At 58.6% G+C, this 13272-nt stretch carries 9 protein-coding genes and 1 pseudogene; 1 reads left to right on the forward strand and 9 read right to left on the reverse strand.

Going from position 1 to position 13272, the window contains the following annotated elements; genetic code table 11:
* On the forward strand, positions 1-421 hold a 421-nt coding region (locus NKH91_RS31940; RefSeq protein ID WP_352885590.1), incomplete at its 5' end, for a hypothetical protein.
* A gap of 18 nt (positions 422-439) precedes the next feature.
* On the opposite strand, the gene NKH91_RS31945 is transcribed toward NKH91_RS31940, so the two are convergent.
* The 9 genes and pseudogenes from NKH91_RS31945 to NKH91_RS31985 all read right to left on the reverse strand — a co-directional run.
* A complete protein-coding gene (locus NKH91_RS31945) occupies positions 440-1321 on the reverse strand; it encodes a PAN domain-containing protein (protein WP_352483910.1) in 882 nt (293 codons plus the stop codon).
* A 641-nt stretch (positions 1322-1962) separates the two neighbouring features.
* The gene (locus NKH91_RS31950; protein ID WP_352885591.1) at positions 1963-2562 is read right to left on the reverse strand and encodes a PAN domain-containing protein; all 600 of its coding nucleotides are present in this window, start codon (positions 2560-2562) and stop codon (positions 1963-1965) included.
* A 48-nt stretch (positions 2563-2610) separates the two neighbouring features.
* Entirely contained in the window at positions 2611-3813 is a 1203-nt protein-coding gene (locus tag NKH91_RS31955; protein WP_352548554.1) for a glycoside hydrolase family 3 N-terminal domain-containing protein, read from the reverse strand.
* A 2-nt stretch (positions 3814-3815) separates the two neighbouring features.
* Positions 3816-4700 carry a PAN/Apple domain-containing protein gene (locus tag NKH91_RS31960; protein WP_352591023.1) on the reverse strand — a complete coding sequence of 295 codons (885 nt, stop codon included), beginning with the start codon at positions 4698-4700 and terminating at the stop codon, positions 3816-3818.
* A gap of 46 nt (positions 4701-4746) precedes the next feature.
* Complete coding sequence (locus NKH91_RS31965) at positions 4747-5496, reverse strand: PAN domain-containing protein (RefSeq protein WP_352483907.1); 750 nt, start codon at positions 5494-5496, stop codon at positions 4747-4749.
* A 58-nt stretch (positions 5497-5554) separates the two neighbouring features.
* Positions 5555-6496, reverse strand: coding sequence for a hypothetical protein (locus tag NKH91_RS31970; RefSeq protein ID WP_352885592.1), 942 nt, complete (start codon positions 6494-6496; stop codon positions 5555-5557).
* Positions 6493-9174 (reverse strand): virulence factor SrfC family protein, encoded by a 2682-nt coding sequence (locus NKH91_RS31975; protein ID WP_352548552.1) that lies wholly within the window; start codon positions 9172-9174, stop codon positions 6493-6495. Before NKH91_RS31975 ends, NKH91_RS31970 begins: the two co-directional genes overlap by 4 nt.
* A gap of 15 nt (positions 9175-9189) precedes the next feature.
* On the reverse strand, positions 9190-12303 hold the full coding sequence (locus NKH91_RS31980; RefSeq protein ID WP_352483904.1) for a virulence factor SrfB: 3114 nt from the start codon (positions 12301-12303) through the stop codon (positions 9190-9192).
* Between the two features lie 350 nt (positions 12304-12653).
* Positions 12654-13272: pseudogene (locus tag NKH91_RS31985) on the reverse strand (hypothetical protein); the annotation flags it as partial.

The raw sequence follows: 13272 nt of genomic DNA on the forward strand, positions 1-13272 counted from the left end.
CAACCTCCTCGGCTCCTTGCTTCAGTGTCAGTATGTCTCGCTCATCACCTCAAGCCGCGCCAGATGGGGTCAGCTTGGCGCTTACCCCAAAGTCTTGTATCGAAGCGGTGCCATCGGTGGTAGTAGGCCGTCCGGAACAATCGTCCTTGGCGAATTTGAATATGGGACGATCCGAGGAGGTTTGGTCGAGTTGCCTCGCGCCAGCGGCAAGGCGGCAAGGCTAGGAAGTGGTGCAAGTCGAATGCTGCATTTCCTCTGTCGGTACGCGGCGATCAGCGACAGCACCAGAAGGGGAGGGAGGACGCTCTTCTCTGTACAAGCTCAACCAAGTACTATTGCCAAGCTTGACACCAGGAGCGACAAAGCTTCTTGGGCTTCTGCGAACAAGAAGCCAATTCCTTCTACCTTTGCACGTGATTGAGTTCACCTGGAGGAGAACTCAATCTTGGCGTTTTGCGCCGCTGCTAGTTCCCTGACTACTCGAGTATTCGCCTGGTTGATCGAAAAGAATGCAGCGCCGCTGCGATGCTGTGAACGAGAACGCCACACATTGATTCAAGGCCCAACATTCGCTCCCGCATTTGTCCCGGCTCCGTGCTGACAGGACATGAAAACCATCCCCCGGGAAAGCCTTGTTGTTGAAGTATTCGAAGTACATGTCGGCCTGCGACGAAGTCGGAGTGGCAAGGCTGGAAAGGACACCGCTGGTGGCGCGGGCGTTCACCAGAAGCTGCCCAGTTCCCTCCTTTAGGAAGCACTTCCTGTTCCAAGCATCGAACGTGTAGGCTCGACACCAAGCGTCAGCGCTTCGACACATACCTTCACATTGGTCAGCATCCAGAGCCCCGATTGTTTCGGTCGCCTCGCCGGTGAGATCCCTATTGCGAAATCTCGTGAAACTCGCAGGCGGTGGCGAAGCCGTGGCTTCCTCGATCGGTGGCTCCGGCGGTTGAGCCGCGACAGGCGGATTCGAGGGCGGATGGTAGCCCATGACCAGACTGCGAGTGCCGGCGATGTGTGGCTGGCTCTCGCTGGCGCCGGCGACGTTCTTGAACAGCCTGCAAAGTCCGTCTGCAAACGAGTAATCGAAACCGGCGCAGCCTGAACGGGTGGAGCAGAGCTTCCTGCAGGACTCCATCGGGATGCCGACCTTCGCACTGACTTCTCCATTGAGGAAAGTCTGTGGATAGTTGAAGAGTTCCTCGGTCGATTGCGCCTTCGCTGACCGAATTCCGACCAACGAAACGACAGCAGCCGTAACTGCGCCAACCAGTGCCAAAAGGAGCCCGGGGATCCTGTAGCTAGAGCTGCCAACCGACATGCACGCTCCTCGTCTGCGCCAGCGCCAATGACCTCGTATTTGTTTTCTTGGCTACAGGCTCCAACGCTACCTTCCTTTCAATCTTGCGCATCCCCACCAAATCGGCCGATTGTTGTTCGAGGCATTTGATATTGCCTTTATCCGGGACTCAGCCAGAGGCTTCCCACCAAACAGGCAATTGCTAGCCAGAACAGAAGCGCGATCCGCCACTTATGGACGAGCCGGGTTACCCGAAAACGCGTTTGCCATTCGTCGGTACCTGTGTCGTAGGCGCGTATGCCAACGAAAACCACGAGCAGAGCTAACGGAGCAACCCACTCTAAATTACCAACGTCAGGATGCCCGAGCCAAGGAATGACAACAATCGAGACTAGAATGGTAAGAAGCAACTCGATCCTTTTCACTTTGTGCCCTTCCTTGACTTCTTCTAGAGAGGTTCGGAGCGCATCAGGCATTCATCCCGGCAATTGAGCCGCGACAGGCGGACCGGCCGACGGAGAGTAGCCGGTGATCAGACTGTGCCGGCGGTATCTAGCTCGGCTTCGCTGGCGCCTTTGAGCCGTCAGCCGACACGTATTCTCCCTACCCAAGCCGCGGCTCGCGCCTGCGCTGACGTTCCCGCAACCAGCGAGCACCCGAATTCACATCCCTGGCGAGCAAAACTCGCCCGCCGGCACTTGGAAAACGCCTCTCACAGTCTTGCACATTTTAAACCGCCCCCCTTGCTTCTTTACCGGTTCTTGCTGCTGCGGCACAACGCGGTGGGCGGCGGCCGGCTTGGATTTGCGAACGCCTTTTTTCCGCGTGCTTTTCGCATTCTCGTGTAGCTTCGGAACCGGCACGTTAAGGCCGTTAACCTTTGGCGGTTGAGCCGCAGCAGCAGGCGGATTGGTTGGTGGATGGTAGCCGATAATGAGGCTGCGGGTGCCGGCAGTGTATAGCCTGTTTTCGCTCGCGCCGTCGACACTCGAGAACAGGCTGCAAAGTGATGCGGCCGACGAGTAGCTGAAGCCGGCGCAGCCGGAACGGGTGGAGCAGAGATTCCTGCAGGATTCCATCGGGACACTGACCTGTGCGGTGCCGATCCCGTTCAGGAAAGTCTGTGGATAGTCGAAGAGTACCTCGGTCGATTGGGCGTTCGCTGGCCAGACTGCAACCGATTGAACAACGGCAGCCGCTACTGTGCTAAGCAATGCCGTTAGAAGTTCTACGACTCTGTACCTAGAGCCATCAGCCGACATGCTTCATTTTCCTTGCCCCAGAGGCTCGCGCCAGCATCGTCCCACGCGCTAACGTTCTCTCACAGTGATTGTTTCCTTGGCAACAGCCGGCGCAAGCTTCCTTTTCAAGCGCATGACGTTGCCGTAAGATTCTCGTATTCGTTCAAGCATTTCCGGATCTTCGCGAGCTTCCTCAGACAAGAGATCAGCTATCTTTTCGGGGATCGAAGGGTCAGGATGTTTGTCGTTGGCGAATATCAGGATGTCATTCCCTGCTAGAACGGCTTGCCGCACTGAGTCTTCAAAGCTGAGGCGGTCGGTGATGCCCTGCATCTGCATGTCGTCACTGATGATCACTCCTGAGAAGTGCAAGGCTTTTCTCAGGAGCCCCGTCAACGTCGCGCGGGAAAGAGAAGACGGAACGTTGCTCGAACCGGACAGCCTGTCGTTTATGACATGCGCGGACATGATCATGTCGACGTCGCCCGATCCGATCAGGGCTTCGTAAGGAAGAAGCTCCTCCGTGCTCCATGTCCCGGTGACGTCTGCCATGCCCTTGTGAGTGTCCTTGTTGCTGGAACCGTGTCCCGGAAAGTGCTTCAGCGCGGTCAGAACCCCCTTCGCCCGATGCGCTTGCACGAAAGCCCTCGAGTAGGCCTCGACCTTATGCGGATCCGCGGAAAAACTTCGTCCGAGCTTTCCAATAATGGGATTAGCAGCATTGAGATTGACGTCGACCACCGGGGCTAGGTTGAGGTTGAAACCCAAATTGGAGAGACCTGACGCGAGGTCTAGGTAAACAAGGTTGGCTGCGTCTGGAGTCATGGTCTTTGCGACCGCTGCCTCGCTGGGGGTCTCCTTGAATCCGACGGCGCTCGTGAGCCTCTGGATGCGGCCACCCTCCTGGTCGACCGCAATGAGCAGTGGGGCTGCGGCGACTCGCTGCAAGCCTTCGTTCAGTTGCCGCACTCCCTTAAGACTACCTATATTGCGCCCCAGATAGATGACTCCCGTTATTGTTCCGTCTTCGGCTTGTCTGACGACCCTCCTGTAGCCCTCGGCATCCGGGTCGCTGCCGACGAAGCCAACCAGCACCATCTGACCGATCATCTGACGCAATCTGGCGTCTTCGATTATCCGGTGCAAATTGGTCTCTTGAATTTTAGCTTCCGACATCGGTTCCGCCCGCAATGGACTCGAGAGAGCTTCTGCTATGATGCCACCCAAGATGGCACAGGCGACAGCAAGAACAGGTGCGATCCGCGGCGGCATCTTCAGTCCCTCGGAGAGACGGGGCGGACAAAGTCAGGATAAACCGTCCGTTCAGACTTTCGCGCGGATGTCCTCGTTTTGGAGCTCCTGACGGGAGAGAGGTATGTACCGCTTTTCAGGTAGCAGCGATTGGGCCTCGTGACATATGTAAATCCGCCGCATTGGCTGTCCGACCCGCACTGCTGCATGCATTCCTGGTACGAACGCGCCGGCCAGTCATTTAGGTCATTGCCTAGAAAATCGCTGTTCATGAAGAGTTCCCATTCGGTGCTCAGGGTCAAGGCGGGCTGCGAAGGCTTTGCCTTGAAATAGAGGCCCGAAGTTCCGCCCGAGTAAGACTGCACGAAATCGTAGCCCGACTTCAGAAAGCAGCGGTTCGCTTCTTGGTTGTAGGTGAATGCACGGCAGGAGGCATGGCCGTCACACATTACCGAGCATCTTTCGGCATTGGATGCAGCCAAGCCTTTCGGCACGATATCTTGGCCCCAGAGATCAATGCCACTGAAAGACGCGTAGTACCAGGACTCGGAGTTGACGGGATCGGGGTATCCCGGAATCCGTTGGCGCGTGCCGGCAGTCGAAAGCGGATCTGACTGAGCGGAGCCAATTCCTTCGAACAGGCGGCAGATGTTAGTTGCAGAGGAGTGATCAAATCCAACGCAGCCCGAACGTTCTAGACAGATTTTCCGGCAGTCATCCAGAGGTCTCTCGAACCCCGCGCTGGTGGTCCCTTTCAATGCAGTCTCTGGATAGTCGAGAAATTCCCCGGGCTCCTGTGCAGATACTCTGGGCACAATTTCGGGCATCGCTAGCAAAAGGGACAGCAGCAGCGCGGCCGACGCGATCCTTGCCGCGAACGCGCTAAACCGATGACACCTCTGCTGCATACTCGCCTTCCCCTAAGCCCAAACCCCCGATGAAAACGCGGCCTGGTCAGGGATTGATCGACCCTTCGCAGTAGGTGGTGCGAAGGAAGTTTTCGTATGCGTTGGCGTGGTTCGAGCCGGAATCGCTGGATTCGAGACAGAGTGAGTTCAGGAGGCTGTTGGCTTTCGGATTGCCCTCGAGCGCAAGTTCGAAATAGGAACGCGCGGCTTTGTTGGCATCGATTCCGTCGACGCGATCCGGCGCAAACGTCCTTGGATCGTACCAGCGCGCCATTTCGAGTTTCGCATCCTGGTTGCCTCTCTGCGTGGCAAGATTGATAGCCTCCATGCCGACGCTCCGATCTCCACGTTTGAACGCCTCCTGGCTCAGGGCGAAGAGTTCATGACCATCCGTGTCCGTTTCCCTGAGCTTCGCCAGCCTGACTGCGAGTGGAGGATTTGTCGGACCGGGGCAATTCGGTACAAGGCTGCGCGTCTCCGAGGTCGAGCCACTCCCCGAACGGCAACCAACTACGCTCGTAAACAGGCGGCATTCGTTCTTTTCAGAGTGGTCAAAACCTTGGCACCCGGAACGGCCTTCGCAGAGTTGCCGACATGCTTCCAGTTTCATGGGAACCTGGGCGCTGGTGATCCCGTTCAGCACAGTGCCCGGATAGTTAAAAAGCTCGACGGGCGCGGCAGCATCCTGCGCGCCCGCCGACACGGCGGTGCAAAGGAGCATTGCCGCGGCCGCCACAGAAATACGGAGGGGCAGGGCACATAAAGCAAGATACTTCTCTAGGTTGCTCTTCCGCATGCTTCCATTCCTCCGAAGATTCCACAGGCGGCGGGTTGCCAGGCCTTGTCATTTGTCATTATTCTAAAGTCCCTTCGCAATAAGTGTTCACCAAGAACCCGTCAAAACCGGGACCTTGAGGAGAACTCGCGCTTTTCGCGCAGAGGGAACGAAGCAGTTCCTTGGCCCCCGTTTGACCCTCTATCGTCAGCTCGAAATAGGTCCTCGCAGCCTTGTTTGCGTCTGGCCGATCTGCTTTGGCGGGATTGAAGGAACCCGGATCGTACCAGCGCGCGACTTCGAGCTTTGCGTCCTTATTGCCCCTTTCCATCGCAAGATTGATCGCCTGCAAGCCGATCGCTGCGTTGCCTTTTTGGTATGCCTCGCCGCTCAGGGCGAACAGTTCAGCACCGCTACTGTCCGTCCGCTTCAGCCTCTCGAACTTCACGATCAAAGGCTCGGGCTTAGGTATTATCCAGTATCCTCCGACCGCCGACAGCAGCACCAACGGGATCAGAAGGTATAGGTACCGCCGCCTCTTCTTTGGCAGTTGCACAGGCGGAGTTCGGTCCTTCGGCTTCTCTTCCTCCTCCTGGGGCGGGTCGACGATCTTTTCTATGACATCGTCGGAGGGCTTCTTGATAGGCGTGAATTTCGGAGGGGGGGTCAGCCCTGCGCCCCAATTACCCGGGCGAGGGGTGATCGGCGGCCAGAAGGCGTTGCCCCATACGTCATGGCCGTCGACTTCGATCCTAACTTTGGTGTCCACCCTAATGTTGTCGCAGACCTCGGGCGAAACAGCCACCGTGGCCGAGTTCGCGGAACGGCTGACGACCACGGCTTCTATGGTCGCCGGGCTCGCCTGCCATCCGGCATCGCCAAGATACGGAGTGTCGGAGGTCTTGCGTGTTATCGTCAGGCGCAACTGCGGAGAGCTGCCCAATTGCTGCGGAAATTTTATCAGGGCATGCCAGAAGAGGCGCTCTTCGTCCTCTGTGACGTCGATCTTAACCTCCGTCATCGAACCGCCCCAGCCAACCCGGCAGGCTGCGTCGCCGACGCATCGAGCGCCTCCAGGATAGCCCTCAAGCGTTCGTTCTCCCCGACGTTGACTGTGACCCCTTCGCCTGAAAGGACATTGTCGGTGACCAGTTGGTTGAAGGCGTACATCCATTCCGAGAGGGCAAGGTAGGAAAAGTTCCGACGCTCCTTGCCAATCCCGTCGCAGTTGGAAACGTTCGGGCGGCGGGCAAACACCTTGACCTCACCGTCTTGGCCGTCAGGAGCCGATGGCCGCTTGTCCTCGGGCACCGCCTCGAAACCGAGCGTGCTGACGAAACGGTTTATGCGGCTCGTCGCCAGGAACCCTGCCTTCTCGAGCAGGATGGCAGGATTCTCGAGAGCTCCCGAGAGCTTGGCAAGGTCCTCGGCTATGCTCTCTTCGACCCCAGAGCGGCGCGCTGCGGCAGTCAGCTCCGCGATCAGCTCGCTTGCCAATTCCTGGCCAAGGCCAATGGCGAGCAATGCGCTGTCGTTTCTCGCAAGAGCAGAAAGCCCGTCCACCCAATGCCTCATCGCGGAGCGGGCGAGATAGGCTTCGCGCGCGGGCGCTTTCTGCGAAACAGACTGCGAGGACACCGCGGCAGTGGCCACCTTCGTTCTCCCAGGCAGATGAGGAGGTTGTCGGGGCCCTGTACGCCTTCTCGAGGTGGGGTCCGATTGGGTGCCTTCCTCCGGCGCGTTCTGGCGCTTGAGACGGTTGCCGTAATCGATGTGAAGATGTTCGGAAATTCCGCTTTGCGAAATCTGCAGCAACTTCATCGCGAGGCCGAACTGGTCCCGCTCCCATGCTTCGGTCAGGCCCCCAAGAATCCGGTCTGTTACCTCCCGGCGCTCGGCAAGGCGCGTATTGATGTCGCTGTCGACGAAATATGGCGCCAGAACGCGCCGGATTTCATTGACAATGATGCCAACGCGGCCGCGGATTTGCCCATATTTAATCTCGGGACGGCAGATTGCCGCAAGGTTCTCCGCCAGATAGCTTACGCCACCGTCGTTTAGTTTCAGAGCCTCGTCGAAAGCCCTGGCCGGTTCACGGAAGTGCTGATTGACTTCATCGACTTCGAGATAGGCTTCGCGCAGGGCGGCCACTTTCGCCACCTTGTCCGGCAAAATTGCGACCTCGTCACTGCCCTTGTACTTGATCAGGAACTCGGCCTTGAAATTCGGGTTCCGGAGCCAGAACGTGTTGTTGAACGGCCTCTTTGGTGTCCACTCGGACGGCCACTTGTGGGCCTTGCCGAAAAAACGCGTCAGCGAAGATCCCAACCGCGCGCCGAAACGATCCGCCAGACTCTGCCCTTCATCCCCTGCTCTTTCGTTGAAGTGCTTGTCGAACATAGTCAGCACCAGGAACAGCGCAGTCTCGGCGTTGGCCCGCTCTGCCGGAGTCGCGCCATGCGAAGTCTGGATCCAGTCGTCGATCATGTCAGGGAGCGTGGCGACGTCCTGGTTCGAGTCTTTGATGCAGAGCAGCATGCTGGAGAGTTCCTGCTCGGCCACGTATCGGTCAAACAGGAAGGCCACCTTGCCTCTGACGAAAAGGTCTTTAAGCCCGTGCGGGTTAAGCTCGAGGAAAGACTCGATCTCCACCTTCTGGCGGCTCCGCGCGCCGGGGAAGTCGAGGAGGTCCGTGTGTTCGAAAAACGGCCATGGCTGTTCAGAAATCGCGATGCGGAGTTCAGCGGCCAAGGCGGTAATGACCGGCTTCGGAAGCGAAATTGCGGAACCCTTCATCGGCTGGATGAGCAGTTCTTCCTGGCCAGGTTTTCCGAGACCGAGCAGTGTTTCGACGTCGATGATGCTGCGGTCCCTCGGAACGATCGCCTCGATCGGGCAGTAGGCCTCGTTGGGGAACCCGAGCTTCTCGAGCGCTTCGGCGAGTTCGAGGTAGATGTCGCTGAACGCCTGAACCCCGCCCCATAGCACGGAAAAGAGGTCGGCCCGCCCGGCAACGGAAAGCCGCGGCGCAAGTGTTGCCGCCTCTTCCCAGTACGCGCCGAGCGTCTCGATGTTCGGCATTCCAGCGAACTGCTTTTCGAAATATTCCTGGATGTCCCATACGTCCTCTTCGGTCATGCCTCCGGCTGGCGCTTTCGAAGCGGCCCGGCCGCGGGCTTCTTCCAATGCGGATACGACGGCATCTGGCGAGAGCGGCGCACGCTTTTTCGCGTCGCCATCAAGGAAGAAACTGTTGCCGAGAATTTTGGCGGCGTCGGCTTCGCTGAGCATTCGCAGGACGACCGGCGCGCCCGGAGGGCTCGGCTCTTCGCGAACCGAGAAACGGGTGACAAGCCCGGTGGACTCCCGATCCCCACCCGGATTGATCTCCCGGATGAAGTCGACCTCCCGACCGAGATCGCCAAAGCGGGCCATCAAGGGCGCGCTTCCATGGCGGGCCAGGACCGACACGAGATAGGACTTGCCGGCCTGGCTCGGGCCGAACACCCCGACGCACATCGGGCGGTCGATCGCCGCCATCGCCTTTCGGGTGGAGACGATCGTCTTTCTGAGCTGCTGCTCGGCTCCTCCGCGCGTGCTGCCAACCCGATCCGAGTTCGCAGCGGTTCCGATCCACGCAAGCCCATCCTGCGCCGATTTCAGCGCGGTGTCACAGGCTTTCTTCAATTCCTTACGCATGCTTAAACCGCCGTTTCACTGGATAGAGATTATTCCCGTGTCGAGCCAGTAACCGTCACCTGTCTCGACCGCTAGCGTGTCCAGCTTCAGCTCCATCAAACGCTTGACCGGAATGCCGTCGGCGTCTTCCGCGTCCTGGATCACGAATTCCTCGCGCGTCGCCTCGCTTGACAGAAGGGCGATCTCGCCCGTCTCGTCCCCTTCCGGAACCTGCACGTTGCGCCCGATAGTGACGCGGACTGGATTGTTTATGCTTCTCGACGAATGCATCTGAGCGGTCGTCAGCTTGTAGAGTGGCGTTGCCACCCAGCGCTCCAGCGGAAGTTGCCTGAAACCGAGGCGAGTCGGGCTGTGATAATCGAACTCTGCCTCGTCTGCAGAGGCAGTTGCGGCATCGAGGTCGACCTCCGAGAAAAGCAGCCTTTCGTCCGGTAGCGTCGCGTTCCCCTGGAGCCGCCCGATGTAGCGGGCGGTCGACTTCATCCTGAGGTACTTGGAATAGAGCGTGAAGTCGGTGAGCTGCCGTTCGGAGAGCGCGCACAGCATCGCTCCCACGACCGCGGTTGTCTTCGGATCGTTGATGTGCGTGTTGCTGAGGCCCCGGAAGGGATACCACGTGCCGACGCGATAGTCCTTGATCGGAATGACGCAGTCGGCGCGGACGGACATCTTGTTCACGAACAGGTTTATCATCTGCGGCAGGCGCATCGGCCGCCCGGTCAGCAGCACCACGTCCACGTCCAGATGGTTGATCGCTTCCGCGATGTTGTCGAACGCGCCGTCGAATATCGACAGGACGCACTCCTCGACCGCCAGAGGGTCTATCGCGATATCGCAGTCAGCGATATTGAAGTCGCCGGCTCCGAGCGCACCCATGTTTTCCTTGAGATAGCCGAGTATGCGCGCGGCCACGGGAATGTCGCCTCCGGACTCCATCGTCCAGCCCCCCATCTCGAAGAAGCTGCCGGCCTTGCGGATTTCCGTCTTGCGGCTTGTCGGCGGCATTGCTTCGCATTCAGAAAGGAGCCCGATTGCGATTGGCTGAAGGACCTGAAGCACGAATTGTCGGCGCAGGTGTTTTTCCTGCTCGGACATGTTCGGATTGTCTCCCGCGAAGCGGGCTTTTAGATAGTTCCGCGCATTTGGCAGGCCTGCCTGGGCGAGCCCTTGCTCGAGCTTCGGGATCACGACTCGTTCGATCACTGCCTTGAGGAGGTCGTCACCCGCGATGCGGAAGCCCTCTCTGAAGTTCTGGTCGGGAAAGATCGCAACGTTGTCGGTCTGGTAATAGGTCGTAACCATGAGGTCGCTTGTGCCGCCGCCCACGTCGACGCTGGCGATGCGCAGAGAGCGCTCCGGCTTCCCCTTGGATTTTGGCGGTGGAAGTGTCGATGGCCTGTCCCTGTCCTTGCCAAGCACGTCGAACAACGTCCTGATGGAGCCGCCCAGCTTGTGCACCGCCTCGCCATACAGATAGACGAGATGAACCGAACTCGCCTCGTCCCACGAGCAGTGAATTTTCGGACGCTCGCTGTTGATGCCGCCGCTGCCCCATTCTGACAGGGACCATAGCAGCTTGACTGCGGCTTCCGCGCGCGACCGGAGGATGCGCTGCTCCTGGACCGGAGTAGCGGACGGGATCGTGATGATGATCCTGCGGAGGCGGCGGGGAGAGTCCTTGAGTCTTCTTTCGCGACGCGCGCCGGGATTGTTCATCATGGAAATCGCCTGCGCGATGATCTCGACGAGCATGAACGTGAAGAAGGACGACCTCGAGAAGCAGAAGCGGCTCGCCGTCTGCATCTCGCTCTCCCTGACCCTCAACTTGAAATCGCGCCTGTCTTGCTCGATCTGTTCGATAACGTCGCCCCTGTCGTTTACGAAACGGTACATTGAGCGCTCGATCGGCGGCTCTGGCGAATTCGAACGGAACTTCCACTCCTGCAGAACAGGATCGGAACTCCACAGATACCGCTTTGGCGAAGAAAGCCCGGTCGCGGCCTCGGTGCCTTCCGACTCGCCGCGCAGGCGCGAGGCTTCGGGGCCAATGCGCAGCAGGCTTGGCCAGAAGAACGCCCGGGGCCGGCCAGACCGCCTTGCGATGTCCTCCGGGCCGAATTCCCCGGCTATCAGCTCGCACTGGCTCTCGAACGGATCGCGATAAACGAGCTCGGGCTTCGAAAGGTCCCGTAGCTCCAGGACAACGGAGTTGTTGAGGTCAACGTTCACGTCGTCCGGAAACGACTGGATCAGAAGTCCGCATGACCGCGAGTTTCCGATGTCCAGCACGAGGTCCACGTCGACCGGCTGAACGTTTCTGTTTTCGCTCACCGTATCGATGAGGGTGACGCGAATCGGCTTGATCGCGCTGGCGAGAAACTGGACGAAGGTCATGTACCGGGCGAGATGCTCGAACTGTTTACCCTCGAAGTCCTCTGGCCGAAGCTCCCGCCCTCTCCTCTGGAGCTTCTTGATCGCATAGAAAATGTCCTTCACCCAGTCGTCCAGCCACTTCTGCGCGTCCACAGGGCCTTGCCCGGGAAGTTCGACCTTGTGGGACAGGAATGAGATGATGTCCGGAATCTGGCTGACGAACCGAAAAGACTCCGTCCTCATCGCGTCTTCCGGACTGGGCGCCAGATAGGCGCGGTTCGGCTTCCGGGGGGCGAGCGAACTGTCGAACGCGAAGATCGCCCTATGCGTTCCCTTCCGGTCTCCGTAGGCCTTCCTGGTTTCGGTCACCCTTACACGGACCCAGTCGGTCGGGCCCTGCGCGTATATTTCGTTGCCCAGCGCGTCCTTTCCAGGTTCAATCTTGAAGAACGGCATCGGGACCCAACAGTCCAAAAAGGTCTCCAGCGCCTTCGCACTCGAGATAGGGTACTCTATGTCGTCTCCTTTGGGGGGGTAGGGCTGCTCGTCCGATTCGGGATCGTCGTCGTTCCAGTTCGGAAGCAGGCGGACCAACGTCTTTCCATCCGAACCCGTTTCGCCCGGCGACAGCCGTTCGATGAACGACCTCGACAGGCGCGGAGTCGCGTCGACGTCGAACCCGAACTCGACGAATTGGATGCCGCTGTCCGGAACCAGCGTAAAGCCGTCGCTGAAATCGGCGAGGTTGGTCAGCATGCGGTCGCCTCATCGGGCTTTGCCGGGGCAGGCGCTGTCATGGCGTGTCTAACCCCGTGGCTTTCAACAGCAGATTTTTTGTCTGGCGTATCGAGGCCGCCACCCGGTTGTTTTCTCAAGCACATGGTCCTTCGCCCTCTTCGGCCCAGCCTGCGCCACCCGACCGATGCGGGCCGCAGCCTCTGTCCCGTCTCCAACCCGAAGCGCATCTGGTCGAGCTGGGAACCAGAGCGGCCCCTTTGCTCAAGTTGACAACATTCGCCAGCATCCGTGTTTCCTGCATCCTTTGCACTGCCTCTTCAGACGATCTCCATAAATCCGCGTCAAGCGGGGCAACGTCATATCAGTGTCTATTGCTTGCAATCTGTAACACACATGGTAATTTCGTTTGTTTCAAAATTGCAATTAGGCAGAGTATCGCTGTAATTCCAAGTTAGGTGTTTCGCTGTCCCAATGACTCCATCTCCTTTTGCGGCTCCTCGCGTCACAGTATCATGACAAATTGTCTCTTTTCCATCAAGGCGAAACCTAAGATCAAAATGGATACTAATATCCCTGTTTTTAATCTTTGTAGACCATGGATTTACAGTGAAGTCGTAAGTGCCCTGTGGAATGTCGTCTTGCCACACGATGTTCTCGACGGGTTCAGAACTTATGTTTTTCTTCAGATTCCTGTTTGAATCGCGGTCTCTTACGCCATCGCCACAGATCCCAGGACCCGTGGCGCCTTTGTTGCCGCCAAGAATTCCTCCTGGGCAGGAGGCAATAAGGTCAAGGTCGTCCAGGGTTTGCCATGACAATGTCACCTGCAGCTTTCCGGTGTGCCCCTCTCCTAGGCTCTTGTCCATAGCCTTCGACTCCTTCGTCTGCGCCGGCTTGGGAATGCACGAAGTCAGGTGCCGCCGCAGTTGGACCTCGACCGCTGCTGCTTCCGTGATGAGTTGCTGCGTCCGCAGGCTGGCCTGGTCC

The organism is Mesorhizobium sp. M0894 (assembly GCF_040319725.1).
Taxonomy (GTDB): Bacteria; Pseudomonadota; Alphaproteobacteria; order Rhizobiales; family Rhizobiaceae; genus Mesorhizobium.

What these genes read in the sequence shown, in the direction of transcription:
- NKH91_RS31950 (WP_352885591.1), bottom strand. Translation starts at nt 2,562, where the DNA reads ATGTCGGCTGATGGCTCTAGGTACAGAGTCGTAGAACTTCTAACGGCA.
- NKH91_RS31980 (WP_352483904.1), bottom strand. Translation starts at nt 12,303, where the DNA reads ATGCTGACCAACCTCGCCGATTTCAGCGACGGCTTTACGCTGGTTCCG.
- NKH91_RS31965 (WP_352483907.1), bottom strand. Translation starts at nt 5,496, where the DNA reads ATGCGGAAGAGCAACCTAGAGAAGTATCTTGCTTTATGTGCCCTGCCC.
- NKH91_RS31970 (WP_352885592.1), bottom strand. Translation starts at nt 6,496, where the DNA reads ATGACGGAGGTTAAGATCGACGTCACAGAGGACGAAGAGCGCCTCTTC.
- NKH91_RS31960 (WP_352591023.1), bottom strand. Translation starts at nt 4,700, where the DNA reads ATGCAGCAGAGGTGTCATCGGTTTAGCGCGTTCGCGGCAAGGATCGCG.
- NKH91_RS31955 (WP_352548554.1), bottom strand. Translation starts at nt 3,813, where the DNA reads ATGCCGCCGCGGATCGCACCTGTTCTTGCTGTCGCCTGTGCCATCTTG.
- NKH91_RS31945 (WP_352483910.1), bottom strand. Translation starts at nt 1,321, where the DNA reads ATGTCGGTTGGCAGCTCTAGCTACAGGATCCCCGGGCTCCTTTTGGCA.
- NKH91_RS31975 (WP_352548552.1), bottom strand. Translation starts at nt 9,174, where the DNA reads ATGCGTAAGGAATTGAAGAAAGCCTGTGACACCGCGCTGAAATCGGCG.